This window comes from Mycobacterium sp. 852014-52144_SCH5372336 (assembly GCF_001665615.1).
GTDB classification, from domain to species: Bacteria; Actinomycetota; Actinomycetes; order Mycobacteriales; family Mycobacteriaceae; genus Mycobacterium; species Mycobacterium neumannii_A.
Map to the genome: position 1 here is coordinate 116,836 of NZ_LZSW01000042.1, position 21,597 is coordinate 138,432.

Genomic DNA, 21,597 nt, shown 5'->3' on the forward strand with positions numbered 1-21,597 from the left:
GCTTTCCCATGCCTAAGTCTCAGTACACCGTTCCGGGTATGACCGACAAAGACGCGGCCAAGATGGCCGAGCTGCTGCAGAAGCAGCTGAGCCGGTACAACGATCTGCACCTGACCCTCAAGCACATTCACTGGAATGTGGTGGGCCCGAACTTCATCGGAGTCCACGAGATGATCGACCCGCAGGTCGAGTTGGTGCGTGGCTACGCCGACGAGGTCGCCGAGCGCATCGCGACTCTGGGGTACTCGCCGAAGGGCACGCCGGGCGCGATCATCGGCGACCGCTCCTGGGATGACTACTCGCTGGACCGCGACACCGTGCAGGCACACTTGGCCGCACTCGATCTCGTCTACGACGGAGTCATCGAGGACACCCGAAAGAACATCGAGGACGCCGAGGATTCCGATCCGGTCACCGAGGACATGCTGATCGGCCATGCCGCGGAGCTGGAGAAGTTCCAGTGGTTCGTGCGTGCGCACCTGGAGAATTCCGGTGGCCAGTTGGCCAACAAGGGCGCGTCGACGGAGAAGGACGCCGCCAGCCAGGCCAAGAAGAAGGCGCCGGTCAAGTAGTCGTTTCGGGCGGAGGTGGCCGGCGTCCGTCGGCGCCACGCGCGGCGTCGGCGGCGTCCCGGTCGAGGCGCTGCGCGCGGTAGATCGAGACGTCGGTGCGCGACATCAACATGTAGGCGATACCGACGGCGACCATCGCGCACGGGATCACCGAGAACGAGCCGGTCATCTCCGCCACCATGATCATCACGGCCAGCGGCGCGTGCGCGACACTGCCGAAGCACGCCATCATGCCGACGACGACGAAGGTGGCGGGGCTGTCGGGGATTCCAGGGGCGTCGACCAGATCGCCCAGTCGCCACAGCGCGGCGCCGACGAAGGCGCCTACCACGACACCCGGCCCGAAGATGCCGCCCGAACCGCCGGTGCCGATCGACAACGACGTCGCCACGATCTTGGCGAGCGGCAGGAGCAGCACGATCCACAGCGGTATCGCCATCAGTGTGTCGGTGGCCGTGGCCTTCTGCGCCCATCCGTATCCGCTGGCCAGAACCTGCGGGATCGCCAGGCCCAGCAGTCCCACCGCCAGCCCGCCGACCGCGGGTTTGAGCACCTTGTGGCCGGGCAGCCGACCGGTCAGTGCGACGGTTCCGTAGAAGATGCGCGCGTAGAGGTAGCCGACGCCGGCCGCGACGACTCCGAGCACGACGAACCAGCCCAGATCGAGCGGGCTGTCGAAGCGGTAGTCGGCGGCGACGAATCCGAACAGCGGGTCGAAGCCGAGGATCGAACCCAGTACCGAGTAGGCGGTCGCCGAGGTGATGAATCCCGGTATCAACGCCCGGTAGTCGAAATCTCGGCGGTACACGATCGAGGCCGCAAGCACCGCGCCGCCGAGCGGGGCGCCGAAGATCGCCCCGATACCCGACCCGATGCCGAGCGACACCGCGATCCGCCCGTCCTCGTCGGACAGGTTCAGCCAGCGGGTCAGCATGGATCCGAAGCCCGCGGAGATCTGCGCGGCGGGGCCTTCGCGGCCGCCGGAGCCGCCCGACCCGATGGTCAGGGCGCTGGCGATGGTCTTGATGACGATGGCTCGTCCCCGGATGGCGCGGGGGTCGGTGTGCACGGCTTCGATCGCGCTGTCGGTGCCGTGCCCTTCGGCCTCGGGTGCGAACTTCGCGACCAGCCACGCCGATACGAGAGCGCCGCCGCAGACCACCAGTGGGATGGCCCACGGCCGGTCGAAGCCCGCCGAGCCGGGATCGCCGCCGTCGCCGACCGGTTTGGGGATCCGGTAGCCGGCCAGGTCACCGAGCAGGAAGTCGCCCGCATAGTCGAGCGCCAGATAGAACACCACCGCGCCGAGGCCGGCGATGACGCCGATCGCGATCCCGAGAATCAGCCACTTACGGATGTAGCCGGAGCGTCGAACGAATCCCCCGAGGCCGCCGCCGGTTTCACGGGTCTCGGCCATGGTCTCCAGATGCTAGTGCGCAGATCAGCGGTATGCGGTCAGTCTGGCGAGGATCGCCACACCTCCACCGGGGCCGACGGCTTGCCCCTCGGCGACGCCCGTCCGGCGCCCGATGCGCAAAGCGGTTCCCACATAACGAGATTCGGGCCCACTGTGGAAGGGCCGCATGAAGTTGACCCGCAACGACGCGGTCCGCAGCGGCCGGTCTGAACCATCGGTGTCGAGTGCCGCCGACGCCACCAGTTCCAGCGCCATGGCGGTCACCCCGCCGTGCACGATGCCGATCGCGTTGTTCAAGACGGGGTCCTCGTCCTGCAGCAGAACCCGCCCCGCGCCGCCGCTCTCGGCGACGCGAACCGCCATCCGGTCGGCGAGCGTGCCCGGCGGCAGCGGGCCGGACGGACCGTCGGGAAACGGTGCGATGTCGGCGGGTGAGTGGATGTAGAACGAACGCACGGTGGCCGTGGCGAGCACAGTGTCGCGGTGAGTCAGCTCGCACAACGCCAACGCGACGTCGCTCTTGGCGCCGAACGGTCGGGCGGTCGCGACCACCGGTACATCCGGGGTGCCCGCGATGATTTCGGCGGCGTCGGGATCGGCTTCCAGAGACAGCTCGCTGGACACCGTCCACTCATCGTCGGCGCGGCGCCGGTGGTTGACCAGGCCGCACGCGTGGTCGACGAGCATCGCCATGGGCGCGATCGTCGGGGCGCCCGTCAGCGGGTTCACCATGCCGCCCACCGGGATCGAGGCCACGCACTCACCGGGCGCGTCCGTGGACGTCACGATGCCGAACCGGCCCAGCGGAGTGTTCAGTGGATGCGACATCGAGGTACAGCGTGACCGAACAAGCCCTGGCCATATACCCCTAGGGGGTATAGCATGGCCGCTATGACGCACGCCGGCCATGGCGCCCAGCACCCAGACACGGCCGCGGTCGGTCATTCGGGGCACGACCATCCGCAGGGCCAAGACCACTCGGGCGGCCACGATCATTCTGGCCACGTCGCCGAGTTCCGGCGCCTGTTCTGGACCATGCTCGTGCTCGCCGTGCCCACGGTCACGCTGTCGGGGATGTTCTCGATGATCCTCGGCTACTCGCTGCCCGACATCCCCGGGGTCCGATGGGTGCCGCCGGTGCTCGGCACCGTGATGTACGTCTGGGGCGGGCGGCCCTTCCTGTCCGGGGCCGTCAATGAAATCCGTTCCCGCGCACCGGGAATGATGCTGCTGATCGGGCTGGCTATCACGGTCGCGTTCCTGTCGTCCTGGGGTGCGAGCCTCGGTGTCTTGCACCACGAGCTGGACTTCTGGTGGGAACTGGCACTGCTGATCGTGATCATGCTGCTCGGGCACTGGATCGAGATGCGCTCGCTCGCGCAGACCACATCGGCGCTCGACTCCCTGGCGGCGCTGCTGCCCGACGAGGCCGAGCGGGTCGTCGACGGCGGCACGGAAATCGTCGCACCGGCCGAGTTGCGTGTGGGCGACGTCGTGCTGGTACGCCCCGGAGGCAACATCCCGGCCGACGGCGAGATCATCGCCGGTACGGCGGACGTCGACGAGTCGATGGTCACCGGCGAATCGCGGCCGGTTCGCCGCGAGGCGGGCGACCACGTCGTGGCCGGCACGGTGGCCACCGACTCAGGGCTGCGGGTGCAGGTCAGCGCGGTCGGCGACGACACGACGCTGGCCGGTATCCAGCGGTTGGTGACCGAAGCGCAGAACTCGTCGTCGCGGGCGCAGCGCCTGGCCGACAAGGCGGCGGGTTGGCTGTTCTGGTTCGCGCTGTCGGCGGCGATCGTTACGACCGTGGTGTGGTCGTTCGTGGGTTTGCCCGCCGCGGCCGTCATCAGGACCATTACCGTCCTGGTGATCGCCTGCCCGCACGCTCTGGGGCTGGCGATACCGCTGGTGGTCTCGATCGCCACCGAACGCGCCGCACGCGGAGGCGTTCTGATCAAGGACCGGCTGGCGCTGGAGAGCATGCGGACCGTCGAAGCCGTGCTGTTCGACAAGACGGGCACGCTGACCAAGGGCGAGCCGACGGTCACCGCGGTCGCGACCGCACCCGGCCGTTCCGCCGAGGATGTCCTGACGTGGGCGGCGGCGGCCGAGGCGTACTCCGAGCATCCGCTGGCCGAGGCGATCGTCGCGGCCGCGCGCGACCGCTCGCTGAACCTGCCGCCGACCACCGACTTCAGCTCGTCCCCGGCGGTGGGCGTCAAGGCCATGGTCGAGGGCAGCACCGTTCAGGTCGGCGGGCCGCGGATGCTGGCCGAAGCGGGGCTCGCCGACCTGCCCGAAACGGGGCAGTGGCGGGACGAAGGGGCGATCATCCTGCACGTCGTGGTCGACGGTGAGGCCGCCGGTGCGATCAAGCTGGCTGACGAGGTGCGACCGGAGTCCCGCCAGGTGGTCGAGGCGCTGACCAAGCTGGGCATCGAAGTGGTGATGATCACCGGCGACGCGGAGGCCGTCGCGCAGTCGGTGGCCGCCGACTTGGGGATCGAGCGGGTGTTCGCCGGGGTACGACCGGAGGACAAGGCGGCAAAGGTGGCCCAGTTGCAGCGCGACGGGCGCAAGGTGGCGATGGTGGGGGACGGCGTCAACGACGCCCCCGCGCTTGCCCAGGCCGATGTCGGCATCGCGATCGGCGCGGGAACCGACGTGGCGATCGGCTCGGCCGGGGTGATCCTGGCCGGCTCGGATCCGCGCTCGGTGCTGTCGGTGCTGCAGCTCTCTCGGGCCGCATACCGCAAGATGCAGCAAAACCTTTGGTGGGCAGCGGGATACAACCTGGTGTCGGTGCCGCTGGCCGCGGGGGTGCTGGCGCCGGTCGGCTTCATCCTGCCGATGTCCGTCGGCGCGATCTTGATGTCGGCGTCGACGGTCGTGGTGGCGCTCAACGCTCAACTGCTGCGACGGCTGAACCTCACCCCCGAAGCCAGCCTGAAAGCGCTTTCTTAAGAATCTGGCTAGGCTTTTCGCAAACCCGTACGCAGCGGTCTAAGCTGGAAAAAGCGCCGAAAAAGCGCCCTTCAGCAAACGCCAGGCGGCGTCGGGAGGCAAGTGTGACGTGTACCGCACCACGCTGGAGAATCGCTGATCGCCTTGAAAATCCCAGGGCCGCAACGATGTTGGGTGCAAAACCGAGTGGTGGCAAGCGAGACGGCCGCACCGTCCCGCCGATGTAGTTAGGGTCTACTAAGTTGGCATGTCACCCGGTGTTTGTCATATCGTTTTCTCCACTCGGGGCAAGTGGATACAGGCCGGCGTTCGATGCTGCACGAAGGCACTCCATGGCCGGACCGGCTAACCGCCGCTGTCTACGGCTGTCAGGCAGAAGCTTCATAAGACGTGCAGGAAAAGGGTAGGTGCGAATGGCGCCCAGGATGCAAGGGCTGTACAACCCCGCGTTCGAGCACGATGCGTGCGGCGTCGCGATGGTGGCCGATATGCACGGCCGCCGCAGTCGCGACATCGTCGACAAGGCGATCACCGCCCTGGTGAACCTGGAGCACCGCGGCGCGCAGGGTGCCGAGCCGAACACCGGCGATGGTGCGGGCATCATGTTGCAGGTTCCCGACGCGTTCCTGCGCGAGGTGGTCGACTTCGAGCTGCCGGAGCCGGGTAGCTACGCCACCGGAATCGCGTTCCTGCCACAGTCGTCGAAGGATGCGGCGACCGCGTGTGAGGCCGTCGAGAAGATCGCCGAGGCCGAAGGGCTCGAGGTCCTGGGCTGGCGCGAGGTGCCGATCGACGACTCGCCGCTGGGCGCGCTGGCCCGCGACGCGATGCCGACATTCCGGCAGGTGTTCATGGGCGGTGCGTCGGGCATGGATTTAGAGCGTCGCGCGTACGTGGTGCGCAAGCGCGCCGAGCACGAGCTGGGCACCAAGGGCCCGGGCCAGGACGGGCCCGGGCGTGAAACCGTCTACTTCCCAAGCCTTTCCGGGCAGACCTTCGTCTACAAGGGCATGCTGACCACCCCGCAGCTCAAGGCCTTCTACCTCGACCTGCAGGACGACCGCCTCACCAGTGCGCTGGGCATCGTGCACTCACGCTTCTCGACCAACACGTTCCCGTCGTGGCCGTTGGCCCACCCGTTCCGGCGCATCGCCCACAACGGCGAGATCAACACCGTCACCGGCAACGAGAACTGGATGCGCGCACGAGAGGCGCTCATCAAGACCGACGTGTTCGGCCCGAATCAGGATCTCGACAAGATCACCCCGGTGTGCACCCCCGGGGCGTCGGACACCGCCCGGTTCGACGAGGTGCTCGAACTCCTGCACCTGGGCGGGCGAAGCCTGCCGCACGCGATGCTGATGATGATCCCGGAGGCGTGGGAGCGACACGAGTCGATGGACCCGGCGCGCCGGGCGTTCTACGAGTTCCACGACTCGCTGATGGAGCCGTGGGACGGCCCGGCATCGGTCTGCTTCACCGACGGCACGGTGATCGGCGCCGTGCTCGACCGCAACGGCCTGCGTCCGTCGCGGATCTGGGTCACCGCCGACGGCCTGGTGGTGATGGCGTCGGAGGCAGGCGTGCTCGAACTCGACCCGTCGACCGTCGTCAAGCGGATGCGTCTGCAGCCCGGCCGCATGTTCCTGGTCGACACCTCCAAGGGCCGCATCGTCTCCGATGAGGAGATCAAGGCCGAACTCGCCGCCGAGCACCCTTACCAGGAGTGGCTCGACGCCGGCCTGTTCGACCTCGATGAGCTGCCGCCGGGCGACTATGTGCGGATGCCGCACCACCGGGTCGTGCTGCGCCAGCAGATCTTCGGCTTCACCTACGAGGAGCTCAACCTGTTGGTCGCGCCGATGGCGCGCACCGGCGCCGAGGCGCTGGGCTCGATGGGCACCGACACTCCGGTCGCGGTGCTCTCGCAACGCCCGCGGATGCTCTACGACTACTTCCAGCAGCTGTTCGCCCAGGTGACCAACCCACCGCTGGACGCCATCCGGGAAGAAGTCGTCACCAGCCTGCAGGGCGCAGTCGGACCGGAGGGTGACTTGCTCAACCCGGGTCCGGAATCCTGCAGACAGATCGTGCTCTCGCAGCCGATCCTGCGCAACGCCGACCTGTCCAAGTTGATCTGCGTCGACCCCGACCACGAGATCCGCGGGCGTAAGCACGGCATGCGCGCGGCCGTCATCCGCTGCCTGTATCCGGTCAACCGAGGCGGGCAGGGTCTCAAGGAGGCGCTGGACAACGTGCGCGCCAAGGTGTCGACCGCGATTCGCGAGGGAGCCCGCATCATCGTGCTCTCGGATCGCGAATCCAACGAGCAGATGGCGCCGATCCCGTCGCTGCTGTCGGTCTCGGCCGTGCACCACCACCTCGTCCGGGAACGCACCCGCACAAAGGTCGGGCTGGTCGTGGAGGCCGGCGACGCCCGCGAGGTGCACCACATGGCTATGCTGTGCGGCTTCGGCGCGGCTGCGATCAACCCATACATGGCCTTCGAGTCGATCGAGGACATGGTCGACCGCGGCGTGATCACCGGCATCTCCAGCGACCAGGCCAAGGCCAACTACGTCAAGGCCGCGGGCAAGGGCGTGCTGAAGGTGATGTCGAAGATGGGCATCTCGACGCTGGCCTCCTACACCGGCGCCCAGCTGTTCCAGGCCATCGGCATCAACCAGCAGGTGCTCGACGAGTACTTCACCGGATTGACCTGTCCGGTCGGCGGAATCGACCTCAACGACATCGCCGACGATGTCGCCGCCCGGCACGCGTTGGCTTATCTCGACCGGCCCGACGAGTGGGCGCACCGCGAACTCGAGGTCGGCGGCGAGTACCAGTGGCGCCGGGAGGGTGAGTACCACCTGTTCAACCCGGACACGGTGTTCAAGCTGCAACATTCCACTCGCACCGGCCAGTACGAGATCTTCAAGGAATACACCAAGCTCGTCGACGATCAGAGCGAGCGGATGGCCTCGCTGCGCGGCCTGCTCAAGTTCCGCGACGGGTTGCGCCCGCCGGTGCCGCTCGAGGAGGTGGAGCCGGCCAGCGAGATCGTCAAGCGGTTCTCGACCGGCGCGATGAGTTACGGCTCGATCTCCGCCGAGGCGCACGAGACGTTGGCCATCGCGATGAACCGCCTTGGCGGACGATCGAATTCGGGCGAAGGCGGCGAGGCGGTGTCGCGTTTCGACCGCGACGAGAACGGCGACTGGCGCCGCAGCGCGATCAAGCAGGTGGCCTCGGGGCGGTTCGGCGTGACGAGCCACTACCTGAGCAATTGCACCGACATCCAGATCAAGATGGCTCAGGGCGCGAAACCCGGTGAGGGCGGCCAGCTTCCGGGTGGCAAGGTCTACCCGTGGGTCGCCGAGGTGCGGCACTCGACGCCCGGCGTCGGCCTGATCTCTCCGCCGCCGCACCACGACATCTATTCGATCGAGGATCTCGCGCAGCTGATCCACGACCTGAAGAACGCCAACCCGCAGGCGCGCGTGCACGTCAAGCTGGTATCCGAGAACGGCGTCGGAACGGTTGCCGCCGGCGTGTCCAAGGCGCATGCCGACGTCGTGCTGATCTCCGGCCACGACGGCGGCACCGGCGCGACCCCGCTGACGTCGATGAAGCACGCCGGCGCCCCGTGGGAACTCGGCCTGGCCGAAACCCAGCAGACGTTGCTGCTCAACGGTCTTCGCGACCGCATCGTCGTCCAGGTCGACGGTCAGCTCAAGACGGGCCGCGACGTCGTGGTCGCCGCACTGCTCGGCGCCGAGGAGTTCGGCTTCGCCACCGCGCCGCTGGTGGTCTCGGGTTGCATCATGATGCGGGTCTGCCACCTCGACACCTGTCCGGTGGGCGTGGCCACCCAGAATCCGGTGCTGCGCGAGCGGTTCACCGGAAAGCCCGAATTCGTCGAGAACTTCTTCATGTTCATCGCCGAAGAGGTGCGGGAGATGATGGCCCAGTTGGGCTTCCGCACCGTCAACGAGATGGTGGGGCAAGTCGGCGCGCTGGACACCACGAAGGCCGCCGAGCACTGGAAGGCCTACAAGCTCGACCTGACGCCGGTTCTACACGAGCCCGAGTCGGCGTTCATGAACCAGGACCTTTATTGCAGTTCGCGTCAGGACCACGGCCTTGACAAGGCGCTCGACCAGCAACTGATCGTGATGTGCCGCGAAGCGCTGGATTCACAGACGCCGGTGCGCTTCTCGACGACGATCGCCAACGTCAACCGGACAGTCGGCACGATGCTCGGTCACGAGGTGACCAAAGCCTATGGCGGGCAGGGCCTTCCGGACGGCACCATCGACATCACCTTCGACGGTTCGGCGGGCAACAGCTTCGGGGCGTTCGTGCCGAAGGGCATCACGCTCCGGGTCTACGGCGACGCCAACGACTATGTCGGCAAGGGCCTCTCGGGTGGACGGATCGTGGTGCGGCCATCGGACAGCGCACCCGAGGACTACGTCGCCGAGGACAACATCATCGCGGGCAACGTGATCCTGTTCGGTGCGACGAGCGGCCAGGTGTTCATCCGCGGCCAGGTCGGCGAGCGGTTCGCGGTGCGCAACTCCGGTGCGCACGCGGTGGTCGAAGGTGTGGGCGACCACGGTTGTGAGTACATGACCGGCGGCAAGATCGCAATCCTCGGTCCGACGGGGCGCAACTTCGCCGCGGGCATGTCCGGTGGCATCGCCTACGTCTACGACCCCGACAGCGCGTTACCGGATAACCTCAACGCCGAGATGGTGGAACTGGAGAGCCTCGACGAGGAGGACCTCGAATGGCTTGCGGGCATGATCCAGGCCCACGTCGATGCCACCGATTCCGCTGTCGGAGCACGGATACTCAACGACTGGGACAACAACGTGAAGCACTTCACCAAGGTGATGCCCCGCGATTTCAAACGGGTGCTCGAGGCGATCGCCGAGGCAGAACGCACCGGCGCCGACGTCAACGAGGCGATCATGGCGGCCGCCAGTGGCTGATCCCCGCGGTTTCCTGAAATACACCCAGCGCGAGACGCCGCAGCGGCGGCCCGTGCCGATTCGCCTGCGCGATTGGAAAGAGGTCTACGAGGACTTCTCCCACGACACCCTGCGTGAGCAGGCAACCCGCTGTATGGACTGCGGGATTCCGTTCTGCCACAATGGTTGTCCGCTGGGAAACCTGATCCCCGAGTGGAATGACCTGGTGCGCAACGACCGCTGGCGCGACGCCATCGAACGGCTGCATGCGACGAACAACTTCCCGGAGTTCACCGGCCGGCTGTGCCCCGCGCCGTGCGAGGGTTCCTGCGTTCTGGGCATCAACCAGGATCCGGTCACGATCAAACAGGTCGAGGTCGAGATCATCGACAAGGCCTTCGACGAGGGTTGGGTGACGCCACTGCCGCCGGAGGTCAAGACCGGCAAGAAGGTCGCCGTCGTCGGCTCGGGCCCGGCCGGGCTGGCCGCCGCCCAGCAGCTGACCCGCGCCGGGCACAGCGTCACGCTGTTCGAGCGCGACGACCGCATCGGCGGGCTGCTGCGTTACGGCATCCCCGAGTTCAAGATGGAAAAGCGCCACATCGACCGTCGTCTGGAGCAGATGGCGGCCGAGGGCACCGAGTTCTGCACCGGGGTCAACGTCGGCATTGATATAACAGCGCAGCAGCTTCGCAAGGAGTTCGACGCGGTGGTGCTCGCCGGCGGCGCGACGGAGCGGCGTGACCTGCCGATCCCGGGTCGCGAGCTCGACGGCATCCATCAGGCGATGGAGTACCTGCCGTGGGCCAACCGCGTGCAGTTCGGCGACCCCGTCACCGACGAGAACGGCCTGCCGCCGATCCACGCGAAGGACAAGAAGGTCATCATCATCGGCGGTGGTGACACCGGCGCCGACTGTCTGGGCACCGCGCACCGCCAGGGCGCGGCCAGCGTGCACCAGTTCGAGATCATGCCGCGGCCGCCGGAGACACGCGCCGACTCGACGCCGTGGCCGGTCTACCCGTTGATGTTTCGGGTGTCCTCGGCGCACGAGGAAGGCGGCGAGCGCGTCTACTCGGTCAACACCGAGGAGTTCATCGGCCGCGACGGGCATGTCACCGGACTGCGCGGCCACGAGGTCAAGATGAACGCGGGCAAGTTCGAGAAGGTCGAGGGCACCGAGTTCGAGATGGAAGCCGATCTCGTGCTGCTCGCGATGGGCTTCACCGGTCCCGAGCGCAAAGGCCTGCTGACCGACCTCGGCGTCGAGATCAATGAGCGGGGCAATGTCAGCCGAGACGCCGACTTCGCCTCCTCGGTGCCCGGCGTCTTCGTCGCGGGCGACATGGGGCGCGGGCAGTCGCTGATCGTGTGGGCCATCGCGGAGGGCCGCGCGGCCGCGGCGGGTGTGGACCGCTACCTGATGGGCCGGTCGGCGCTTCCGGCGCCGATCAAGCCGACCGCCGTACCGCAGCGGTAGGTCCCGGTAGGTTCCGACGCGACACGCCGCGCAATGTGCGGCTTTTGCGCCTGAGCGCGCGACAGTAAGGGCGGTGATCGGCCGCTCCCCAACCGCCGGCGCCGGGCTGAGACTCAACCGGCGCAACTTCGTCGCGGCCCTGTCCGTCGCCACCCTCGGCGCAGTGGGCCTGAGCCGCTGCGCGACCGCGGCACAACCGCGAGTCGCTGGTGTGGCCGCGCAGGTCCCGCCCGCACCCTCGGTCGGCCTGTTGCCGCCGCCACCGGCGTCGGCGCGGATCGCGCTACCCGGCGGTGGCGTGCTGAGCAGCCTGCCCGGCGACGGGGACCTGTTGGCGCTGACCGTCGACGACGGTGTCAGCAGTGAGGTTGTGCGGGCTTACACGCAATTCGCCAAGGACACCGGGATACGCCTGACCTACTTCGTCAACGGGATCTACCGGTCGTGGACCGATCACGCCGACCTGCTGCGTCCGCTGGTCGACGACGGTCAGATCCAGCTGGCCAACCACACGTGGTCGCACCCCGACCTCACCAAGCTGTCACTGGTCGATGTGGCCGAGCAGTTCCGCCGTAACCACGACTTCCTGTGGAAGACGTACGGCGTGGACGCACGTCCGTACTTCCGGCCGCCCTACGGCGCGACCGGCCCCCACGTCGACAAGGTGTCGGCCGATCTCGGCTACACCATCGACACGTTGTGGTCGGGCACGCTGGAGGACCACGTGTGGATCCCGGCCGCGGAGGTCGTCGCAATGGCCGACAAACACTTCACCGCGCAGACGATTGTGATCGGCCATCTCAACCATTCGCCCGTCACCGAGGTCTTCGGGGAGTTGGTCGACATCATTCGGGCGCGCGGGCTGCGGACCGTGACGCTGGACGACGTGTTCCTGCGACCGTGACGGCACGAGGCGGGAGACCGAGCGATTCGGAAACCGAGTCACATGCGTCACTTCAGCAACTCTAAAAACATCAGATGATTTACCGGCGCGCCTACCACAGTTTGCCGGCTGTCGGGTTCTAATGACTTCATGGGGGCACTGCGGTAAGGTTGGGCCCCGGTCAGCTATCGGTTTCGACACAGGAGTCAGTTCCGTGTATGTCAACCCGCTATCCCGGTCTCGGGTCAGCCGAATCGCCTGGTCACTCCTCCGTCATCCGCTGAAGAGCCGCGAATTCCCGGCCAAGGCCGAACGCCTCATCACTGCCGACGAGCTTCGTCTCTACGGCGTCTAGCGAACTGGAAAGCGCGAACTCCCTCGCGCTGAAGCGCTGCCACCGCGCGTTTGCCAAATCGTTATATTTTCGTGACCGTCAGAAACGGCGGCTAACGCCGTAGGCCCGACGCGGCGATCGCGTCGGCCAGCGGTTCGAGCACAGCCGGATCGTGCGGCGGCGGCAGATAGATGATCGCCAGATCCAGACCCTCCCGTCCCAGTGCCGCGGCCTCGGACAGCGCCTTGTCGTAGTTGAGGTCGGGGTCCAGCCGCACGTGGGCCGACAGCACGATCTCGGCCGGATCCCGTCCGATGTCGGCGCAGTGGCCGGCCAGCACGTCGCGCTTGCGGGCGAATACCTCCGGCGTTCCGCCGACGAAGTTCCAGTGCTGGGCGTATCGGGCGGTGATGCGCAGCGTGCGCTTCTCGCCGTTGCCGCCGATGCAGATCGGGGGATGCGGCCGCTGCGGGCCTTTCGGCTCGTTACGAGCGTCCTTCAGTTGAAAGAACTTCCCGTCGAACGACGTGGTCTTCTGGCTGAGCAGGTTGGTGAGCACCTCGCACGCCTCCTCGAAGCGGTCGAACCGCTCACGGATGGAACCCAACTCGATCCCGTACGCCTCGGACTCCTCCTCGTTCCAGCCCGCGCCAATACCGAGCTCGAGTCGGCCGTCGGACACGATGTCCAACGCGGAGGTCATGTTGGCCAGCACCGCGGGGTGGCGGTAGTGGATGCCGGTGACGAGCACACCGAGGCGCAACCGCTCGGTCGCCTGCGCGAGCGCGGTGAGCGTCACCCAGCCCTCCAGGCACGGGCCGGTGGAGTCGGAGAAGATGGGGTAGAAGTGGTCGAACGTCCAGCCGGATTCGAACACGTCGATCTGGTCGGCGGCCTTCCACACCGCGAGCATGTCGGCCCACGTGGTGTTTTGCGGCGATGTCTTGAAAGCGAACCTCACTGAACCGAGGTTAGTCCCGAGTGCCTGGCAGCGAGCTGTGCGCCGAGTCCTCCGCGCGGCTAATCGGTTTCGCCGAATTCGTCGAACCAGTACGCGAGCTTGCCGCGGCGGCTCACCGCACGCAGGCGGCGTTCGGCCACGGCACGCGTCTTGGTGGTGGTGACGATCAGCAGCTCGTCACCGATCGCGATGCGGGTGTCGGGCTGCGGCACGAAGGTGCGGCCGTCGCGGATGATCAACGTGATCACGCTCGGATCGGGTAGCCGTAATTCCAGCACCGTGACGTTGTGCAACCGTGACGGCGCCTGCACCGTCATCGTCAGAAGTTCCGCGTCCAGCACGTCGAGGGGCGCCGACTCCACCTGGATCTCCCGCGTCGCCTCCTTCGAGATCAGCCCCAGCCGATGCGCGACGAAACGCAGACTGGGGCCCTGCACCAGTGTGAACACCACCACCAGGATGAACACGATGTTGAGAAGGCGGACGCTGTCGGGCACACCGCCCACGATGGGGAAGGTGGCCAGCACGATCGGGACGGCGCCGCGCAGACCCGCCCAGGAGACGAAAATCTGTTCGCGCCAAGGGATCCGGAACCACACCAGGGAGACGAACACCGACAGCGGCCTGGCGACGAGCAGCAACACCAGACCCGTCACGATGCCCGGCACCACCTCCGCGGCCAGGTCACTGGGGTCGACGAGCAAGCCGAGCAGGACGAACAGTCCGATCTGAGCGAGCCAGCCGAGACCCTCGGCGAATGACCGCGTCGCCGACCGGTGAGGCAGCCCGGTATTGGCGAGCACGACCGCGGCCACATACGCGGCGAGGAACCCGCTGGCGTGTGCGGTGCCGCCCGCCGCGAACGCGACCATGCCGAGCCCGAACGTTGCCAACGGATACAGTCCCGACGCCGGAAGCGCGATGCGGCGCAACGCCATCGAGCCCAGATAGCCGACGCCGATCCCGATCGCCGCACCGACCACCAGCTCGTAGACCAGTTCGGTGAGCGCGTGCACGGGCGACAGCTCGAGCGGGGCCACGCTGAACATCAGAACGAGGATGACGGCGGGGGCGTCGTTGAAGCCGGACTCGGCTTCCAGCAAGCCCGCCACCCGGCGGGGCAGGGGCACCACGCGCAGCACCGAGAACACCGCCGCGGCATCGGTGACGGAGACGACCGCGCCGAGCAGCAGCGACAGCTGCCAGTTGATACCCAGCAGCAGGTGCGCCCCGGCGGCCGTGATGAGCATGCTGACCGCGACGCCGACTGTCGCGAGCAAACCGGCAGGCGCGAGGACGCGCCGGATGTCGGAGAACCGGGTCGTCAGGCCGCCTTCGACGAGGATGACGGCCAGCGCCACCGTGCCCAAGTGGTCGGCGAGCAGATAGTTGTCGAAGTCCAGCCCCAGCCCGTCTTCGCCGACGATGACGCCGACGAAGAGGAAGAGCAGCAGGCTGGGCAGCCCGACCCGGCTGGCGGCCCTGGTGGCGACGATGCTCGCCAGCAGCACCACCCCAGCGATCAGCAGCACAAGATAGAGCTGCTCGAGGGTCATTTCATCCCCGTTCATGACCGGGTGGGCGGTGTGAGAGGCAGTAAAACACCTACCACGGGCGGTGACCGGGCAGTCTGACCCGTTAGCTGCGCCCAAATCCGCCGCGATGGTTAAGTATGAGTGCGTGATACGGCTCCGCTGGCGGCAACTCGACGCATCGCAGCGCGTCGAGGAGCGGACGATGATGCGGGTCGGCATCGCCGGTGCCGGGGCAGTCGGCCGATCGGTGGCGCAGGAACTGATCGACTACGGCCACAAGGTGTTGTTGATCGAACACGACGTGCGGCACTACGAACCGCGGACGGTCCCCGACGCCGAATGGCTGCTCGCCGACGCGTGCGAGTTGTCCTCGCTCGAAGAGTCCGGGCTGCAGATGTGTGACGTGGTGATCGCGGCGACCGGCGACGACAAAGTGAACCTGGCAGCCGCGTTGTTGGCCAAGACGGAGTTCGGGGTCACCCGCGTGGTGGCTCGGGTCAACGACCTGCGCAACGAGTGGTTGTTCACCGAGGCGTGGGGCGTCGACGTCGCGGTCTCCGCACCGAGCGCGCTGGTGGCGGCGATCGAGGGCGCCATCGACATCGGCCACGTGGTGCGGCTGATGCAGCTACGGCACGGGCAGGTCAGCCTGGCCAAACTGACGCTGCCCGAGGGTGATCCGCTGGTCGGTCAGCGGATGCGCGACCTGCCGTTGCTGGAGAACACCGCGCTGGCGGTCATCATCCGCGCCAGCGGGATCGTCTTGCCCCGGCCCGACGACGTGTTGGAAGCCGGTGACGAGATGCTCTTCCTGGCCGGCGGCTCCACCCACGGCGAAGTCGCCGCGCTCGTGCACGGCGCGATCCACCAAGCGGCGGTCAAAGCACCCGAGCGCTGACGTGCGTTCGCGCGTGATCGATCGCCTCGTCGAGCGAGTCCATCAAGTGGTTCTCGTGCCGGAGTGAGTCGAAAACGCCGACGTTGGCGAGCAGGCTCATGTGTTCGGGCCGGACACCTTTGATGATCACCGTGATGCCGCGTGACTCCAACTCGGTTGCGATATGAGCCAGAGTGTTCGCGCCGGTGGCGTCGAGCATGCCCAGCTGGCTGAGCCGAATGATCACCACCGAGGTGCGCGCCTCGCCCGTATCGGTGATCTCGTTCGAGATGCGCTCGGCCACTCCGAAGAACATCGCTCCATCGAGGCGCAGAAGCGCGATTTGCTCGTCGCCGGGGCGGCTGGGGCCCGGAAGCTCCTCCCGGGTGACGCTGCTCCGGCGCGCGACGCCGCGCAGCGCGAAGAACGCCGCGACGACGACGCCGATCTGCACGGCCTCGATGAGGTCGAAGCACACCGTGATCGCGGCGGTGAGCGCGAACGTCACCGCGTCCGAGCGGGTGGACCGCAGAATCTTGCGAATGGTGGACAACGAGATCATCCGGAACGAGGTCACCATCAGTACGCCGGCCAAGGCCGACAAGGGTATTGCGGAAACCGGTCCGGTGGCCAGGTAGACGACTGCGAGCAAAACCAGCGAATGCACGATGGCCGCGACCCGGGTACGCGCGCCGGAACGAACGTTGACCGCGGTCCGGGCGATGGCGCCGGTCGCAGGCATCCCACCGAAGGCGCCCGATGCGACCGAAGCCAGGCCCTGGCCCACCAGTTCGCGGTCCGGATCGTACGGACCCGTCGCGGCCATCGTGGCGGCCACGCGCGCCGACAGCAGGGACTCGATCGCGGCCAGCGCGGCGATCGCCAAAGCGGCACCGACGAGGGTCCGCATTGCGGCGGGGTCCACCTGCGGTAGGACGGGTGCGGGAAGATGCGATGGGAGCCCGCCGATGCTCGCAGCCGGAATGTCAAGGGCTACAACGGTTATTGTCACGACGATCACGGCCGTCAGTGACTCCGGGATGCTGCGGTGCAGACGCGGCAGCGTCACCATGAGGGCCGCGACAACGGCCACCACCGCCAACGTCGGCGCGGCTGAGGACCAATCCGCTTGTTGGACAACGTTCCACGCGACGGACAGTGTGCGGCCGCCGGCGGGGCTCGCTTGGCCGAACGCGGCGGGTACCTGCTGAAGGAAGATGATGGCGGCGATGCCCAGGGTGAACCCCTCGATAACGGGCCAGGGGATGAACGTGACTGCCCGGCCCAGACCCGTGATTCCGGCGGCGAGCACGAGCAGCCCGGCCAGCACGGTCACGAGGGCGATGCTGCCCAGGCCATACTGGGCCACGATCGGCGCAAGCACGACGGCCATCGCGCCGGTGGGTCCGGACACCTGCACGTGCGACCCGCCGAAGACGGCCGCGACCAACCCGGCAACGACGGCAGTGATCAGGCCGGCCGCCGCGCCGACGCCGGAGCTGATGCCGAATGCCAAGGCCAGTGGTAAGGCAACCACGCCGACTGTGATTCCGGCGAGGATGTCGCGCCGCCACGACCGAGGCAGCTCGGCATAGTCGCGGCGGCTCGGGAGCAGTCGGGTGAGGTTCACTTGCCGTGACCCAGCGGCGGCAGGGCCTCGAATGCCGCCAAGTGATCCCGGTGGGCACCGAGGACGTCAGCGAGAAAAGCCCTAGCGATGACCAGCAGTTCGGAGATCTTGGGGTGAGCGAGATCGTAGATGACCGAATTGCCGATGCGTTGCGCCGAGACCACGTGATGACGCTTGAGCACGGCCAAATGCTGAGACAGCAGCGTGGGTTCGAGGTCGGTTTCGGCGAGTATCTCGCTGACCGACGTCGGCCTGTCGTTCGCCGACAGAATCTCGAGGACACGGATACGCGCAGGGTGGGCCAACGCCTTGAAGAGGTTGGCCTTGATCTCGTAGAGCGGTAGCTCGGGGCTACCGGGGAAGCGGTGTGGCATGGATCCCAGTACTTGATGGATTGAACATATTCGCAATCCACTATATCGAGCTTCGGTTCGAAGGAGCAAAACGGGCACACTGGAGTGGTGGACCCCGTCATCGCCCTGCGGCAGATCGCCTATTACAAGGACCGTGCGCGCGAGGACCCTCGCCGGGTGATGGCCTACCGTAACGCCGCCGACGTCGTCGAAGCCCTCTCCGACGCCGAGCGTGACCGCCACGGCACCGCCAACAGCTGGCAGTCGCTGCCCGGCATCGGCCCCAAGACCGCGAAGGTCATCGCGCAGGCATGGGCCGGGCGCGAACCCGAAGTGCTGACCGAATTGCGGTCCAATGCAAAGGATCTCGGAGGCGGTGACGTCCGCGCCGCGCTGCGTGGCGATCTGCACGTGCATTCGAACTGGTCGGACGGCTCGGCCCCCATCGAGGAAATGATGTCGGCGGCAAGGGATCTGGGACACGAGTACTGTGCGCTGACCGACCATTCGCCGCGCCTTCGGATCGCCAACGGCCTGTCGCCCGAGCGGCTGCGCCAACAACTCGACGTGATCGACGAGTTGCGCGAGAAGGTCTCTCCGCTGCGGATTCTGACCGGCATCGAGGTCGACATCCTCGAGGACGGCTCTCTCGACCAGGAGGAGGAACTGCTCGAGCGGCTGGACATCGTGGTGGCCAGCGTGCATTCGAAGCTGGCGATGGACGCCCCGTCGATGACGCGCCGGATGCTCAAGGCGGTCACCAACCCACACACCGATGTGCTGGGCCACTGCACCGGCCGCCTGGTCACCGGAGGACGTGGGATGCGGCCGGAATCGAAATTCGACGCCGAGAAGGTGTTCACGGCATGTCGGGACCATGGAACGGCCGTTGAGATCAACTCTCGACCCGAGCGGCGTGACCCGCCGACCCGACTGCTCAAGCTGGCGCTGGAGGTCGGGTGCCTGTTCTCGATCGACACCGATTCGCATGCACCCGGGCAGCTGGAGTTTCTCGGTTACGGCGCGCAACGTGCGCTCGATGCCGAGGTGCCGGTCGACCGCATCGTCAACACCTGGCCCGCCGAGGAATTGCTGACGTGGGCCGGATCATGAGAATCGCCCGCGGTTAACTGCCCCGAACGGGGTACAGGGTCACTGTGAGAAAAATTATCGGTGAGACGGCCGCGGCGCTCGGCGCGCGTGCCGCAGAGCTCGCGACCGCTGCGGGCGAGACGGCCGGGCGCCTTGTGCGACGCGTCAGCGGCGAGCCCGAGGACCAGGCCGAGCAGATCCAACCGCCGTCGGCGCCACCGTCATCGGCTGCACCCAAGAAGGCACCGGCGAAGAAGGCACCGGCGAAGAAGGCACCGGCCAAGAAGGCACCGGCGAAGAAGGTGCCTGCCAAGAAGGTGACCAAGGTGCCCGCCAAGAAGGCGGCGACCAAGGCGCCGGTGAAGAAGGCTCCGGCAAAGAAGACGGCCGCGAAGAAGGCCGCCACCAAGACTCCCGCCAAGAAGACGCCGGCGAAAAAGGCTGTCCCGCCGATGAAGTCGGCGAAAACGGAATCCGCCAACCCCCCGCCGAAGCCCGGCAGGGCGGCGAAGAAGACGACGGCCAAGAAGGCCCAGCCGCGCAAGGGCAGGCCCGGGTCAGTCGGGTAGCTGGGGCACTTCGAGACCGGTGTCGCGGCCCAGCAGTACACCGCGGGTCACCGCCGAATTGCCGTACCGCTGACGCACTTGGTCGACCGCTTCGTCGACCGCGGTCGTGTCGGGGCTCTCCTCGAACGGCAGCTCGAGCTGTTGTGCGCCGTCGCGATCGATGTTGGACACGGCGAACCCGACGAGGGTCAGACCGCGCTCGGCGATCAGCGGCGCCGCCGCGGCGATGAGGCCTCGGGCGGCGTGCAGGATCACCTCGGTCGACGCGGTCGCCCGTGGCATCGTGTGCGACCGGGTGGCGCGGCCGAAGTCGTCGAAGCGCAGTCGCAGGACCACGGTGCGACCGGTCCGGCCGGCTTTGCGCATCCGCCGGGTGATGCGGTCGATCAGGTTCACGACGACCGCGTCGATCTCCTGCGCCGACATCGTGTTGCCACGCCGGCCCAACGCGCGCTGCGCGCCGACCGAGCGCCGGCGCACGCCGGTGACCACCCGACGGCGATCGATGTTGCGCGACAGCGCGAACAACCGGCTGCCCATCGCCGCCCCGGCCAGGGATCCGAGAGTGGGCTCGCTGAGCTCGGCGACGTCGGCGACGGTCTCGATGCCGTAGGTGTGCAACTTCTCGGCGGTCTTGGCGCCGACACCCCACAATCGCCGAACCGGCAACGGGTGCAGGAATGCCAGTTCACGATCGGGCGGGACGAGCAGCAGCCCGTCGGGTTTGGCCTCCTGGCTGGCGACCTTGGCCAGGAACTTGGTCCGCGCGATCCCGACCGTGATGGGCAGCCCGACGTCTTTGCGGACCCGGTCCCGCAGCCGCGCGGCGATCTCGACCGGGCTGCCCGACACCCGACGCAGCCCCGACACATCGAGGAACGCCTCGTCGACCGACAGCGGTTCGACCACGGGTGTGGTGTCGTGGAACACCTCGAAGACGTCGTGGCTGGCCTGTGAATACGCCGACATGCGCGGAGGCACGACGATCGCGTGCGGACAGAGGCGGCGGGCTTCTCGTCCGCCCATCGCGGTTCGCACGCCGTATGCCTTGGCCTCGTAGCTGGCGGCGAGCACCACACCTGCCCCGACGATGACCGGCCGGCCGCGCAGCGATGGCTCGTCACGCTGCTCGACCGAGGCGTAGAACGAATCGAGGTCAGCGTGCAGGATGCTCGCCGCCGCTGCCCCGAAACCAGTCGACACGAACATATGTTCGCATCGATGTCCGACTAGTGGCCAGTGGTGCCGTAGATGCTGGTGACCCAGATGTGGGCGAGGGTGTCGACGAGCTGGTCGGGGCTGACCGCGGGCTGCTCGGACGCGAAGGCCGCGAGCATCGTGCGCTCGTTCATGAGGTTCAGCGATGTCGCGAGGTCCTGCGCCGGGATGGTCTCGGGCGCCTCACCCCGCGCGCGTTCACTCTCGATCGACGCGGTGGTGTGGTCGATCCACTTCTGCATGAAGCGCGACCAGAGCGCGCGCACGTCGGGATTGGTGGGCCGGGCGGCGGCGCCCGCAAGGGTCACGGCGCGGTGCGCACCGAACGTCCTGAACAACGCGTTGATGGCCTTCCAGACTCCGGCCGGATCCACCGCGGGACCCATGCCGCCCATCGCGTCGTCGGCGTTGCCGTCGGCCTCGGCGATGACCTGCTCGACGAGCGCACGAAGCACCGCGTCCTTCGAGGGGAAATAGAAGTAGAACGTGGGGCGGGAGATGCCTGCGCCTTTGGCCAGGTCGTCCACCGAGATGTCAGCCAGCGAGCGGTCCTCGAGCAGCGTCTCGAGTGTCGAGAGAATCGCGTGTTCGCGGTCGTCGCCGGAGGGGCGGCCGGAGCGACGTCCCCGCGGTCCGCGGGACTGGCTGACGGTGGTCACGTCGATTGACTTTACACGGTGTCGAGATTATCGACACCCCGTTGACTAACTCGACATACCGTTGATACGCT

At 67.3% G+C, this 21,597-nt stretch carries 16 protein-coding genes; 8 read left to right on the forward strand and 8 right to left on the reverse strand.

Features of this window, described 5'->3' with window-relative positions; translation table 11 throughout:
- The first annotated feature begins 8 nt into the window (after positions 1–8).
- Positions 9–572: a Dps family protein gene (locus A5759_RS09300; protein WP_064418170.1), complete on the forward strand. Its 564-nt coding sequence runs from the start codon at positions 9–11 to the stop codon at positions 570–572.
- Here the strand turns inward: A5759_RS09300 and A5759_RS09305 are convergent.
- Both A5759_RS09305 and A5759_RS09310 read right to left on the reverse strand, forming a co-directional pair.
- On the reverse strand, positions 565–1,989 hold the full coding sequence (locus A5759_RS09305) for a chloride channel protein (protein ID WP_066841893.1): 1,425 nt from the start codon (positions 1,987–1,989) through the stop codon (positions 565–567). The two genes, A5759_RS09300 and A5759_RS09305, sit on opposite strands and share 8 nt — an antisense overlap.
- A gap of 24 nt (positions 1,990–2,013) precedes the next feature.
- Positions 2,014–2,817, reverse strand: coding sequence for a PaaI family thioesterase (locus A5759_RS09310; protein WP_066841892.1), 804 nt, complete (start codon positions 2,815–2,817; stop codon positions 2,014–2,016).
- 63 nt (positions 2,818–2,880) lie between these two features.
- On the opposite strand from A5759_RS09310, the gene A5759_RS09315 reads away from it, so the two are divergent.
- From A5759_RS09315 to A5759_RS09330, 4 genes are all read left to right on the forward strand, one after another.
- A complete protein-coding gene (locus A5759_RS09315) occupies positions 2,881–4,959 on the forward strand; it encodes a heavy metal translocating P-type ATPase (RefSeq protein WP_068196597.1) in 2,079 nt (692 codons plus the stop codon).
- 413 nt (positions 4,960–5,372) lie between these two features.
- Positions 5,373–9,956, forward strand: coding sequence for a glutamate synthase large subunit (gene gltB / locus A5759_RS09320; protein WP_068196600.1), 4,584 nt, complete (start codon positions 5,373–5,375; stop codon positions 9,954–9,956).
- A complete protein-coding gene (locus tag A5759_RS09325; protein WP_064395053.1) occupies positions 9,949–11,415 on the forward strand; it encodes a glutamate synthase subunit beta in 1,467 nt (488 codons plus the stop codon). Before gltB ends, A5759_RS09325 begins: the two co-directional genes overlap by 8 nt.
- 73 nt (positions 11,416–11,488) lie before the next feature.
- On the forward strand, positions 11,489–12,319 hold the full coding sequence (locus A5759_RS09330) for a polysaccharide deacetylase family protein (RefSeq protein WP_082693605.1): 831 nt from the start codon (positions 11,489–11,491) through the stop codon (positions 12,317–12,319).
- A gap of 425 nt (positions 12,320–12,744) precedes the next feature.
- On the opposite strand, the gene A5759_RS09335 is transcribed toward A5759_RS09330, so the two are convergent.
- Together A5759_RS09335 and A5759_RS09340 are read right to left on the reverse strand one after the other, a co-directional pair.
- Complete coding sequence (locus A5759_RS09335) at positions 12,745–13,593, reverse strand: LLM class F420-dependent oxidoreductase (RefSeq protein ID WP_064395054.1); 849 nt, start codon at positions 13,591–13,593, stop codon at positions 12,745–12,747.
- Positions 13,594–13,652: 59 nt separating this feature from the next.
- Positions 13,653–15,149 carry a potassium/proton antiporter gene (locus A5759_RS09340; protein WP_064395055.1) on the reverse strand — a complete coding sequence of 499 codons (1,497 nt, stop codon included), beginning with the start codon at positions 15,147–15,149 and terminating at the stop codon, positions 13,653–13,655.
- Between the two features lie 184 nt (positions 15,150–15,333).
- Here A5759_RS09340 and A5759_RS09345 point away from each other — a divergent pair, with 184 nt between their 5' ends.
- Positions 15,334–16,026, forward strand: coding sequence for a TrkA family potassium uptake protein (locus A5759_RS09345; protein ID WP_064395086.1), 693 nt, complete (start codon positions 15,334–15,336; stop codon positions 16,024–16,026).
- On the opposite strand, the gene A5759_RS09350 is transcribed toward A5759_RS09345, so the two are convergent.
- Positions 16,007–17,635 (reverse strand): SulP family inorganic anion transporter, encoded by a 1,629-nt coding sequence (locus tag A5759_RS09350; protein WP_120275474.1) that lies wholly within the window; start codon positions 17,633–17,635, stop codon positions 16,007–16,009. The two genes, A5759_RS09345 and A5759_RS09350, sit on opposite strands and share 20 nt — an antisense overlap.
- Entirely contained in the window at positions 17,632–18,009 is a 378-nt protein-coding gene (locus A5759_RS09355) for a helix-turn-helix transcriptional regulator (RefSeq protein ID WP_064395057.1), read from the reverse strand. The genes A5759_RS09350 and A5759_RS09355 overlap by 4 nt, the downstream gene beginning before the upstream one ends.
- Before the next feature lie 87 nt (positions 18,010–18,096).
- Here A5759_RS09355 and A5759_RS09360 point away from each other — a divergent pair, with 87 nt between their 5' ends.
- Together A5759_RS09360 and A5759_RS26100 are read left to right on the forward strand one after the other, a co-directional pair.
- Positions 18,097–19,101, forward strand: a complete 1,005-nt coding sequence (locus A5759_RS09360; RefSeq protein WP_064395087.1) for a PHP domain-containing protein — start codon at positions 18,097–18,099, stop codon at positions 19,099–19,101.
- Positions 19,102–19,145: 44 nt separating this feature from the next.
- Positions 19,146–19,649: a hypothetical protein gene (locus tag A5759_RS26100; RefSeq protein WP_197506006.1), complete on the forward strand. Its 504-nt coding sequence runs from the start codon at positions 19,146–19,148 to the stop codon at positions 19,647–19,649.
- On the opposite strand, the gene dinB is transcribed toward A5759_RS26100, so the two are convergent.
- Complete coding sequence (gene dinB, locus A5759_RS09370; protein WP_068196605.1) at positions 19,638–20,858, reverse strand: DNA polymerase IV; 1,221 nt, start codon at positions 20,856–20,858, stop codon at positions 19,638–19,640. The two genes, A5759_RS26100 and dinB, sit on opposite strands and share 12 nt — an antisense overlap.
- 20 nt (positions 20,859–20,878) lie before the next feature.
- The gene (locus tag A5759_RS09375; RefSeq protein ID WP_064395060.1) at positions 20,879–21,526 is read right to left on the reverse strand and encodes a TetR/AcrR family transcriptional regulator; all 648 of its coding nucleotides are present in this window, start codon (positions 21,524–21,526) and stop codon (positions 20,879–20,881) included.
- Positions 21,527–21,597: the final 71 nt, after the last annotated feature.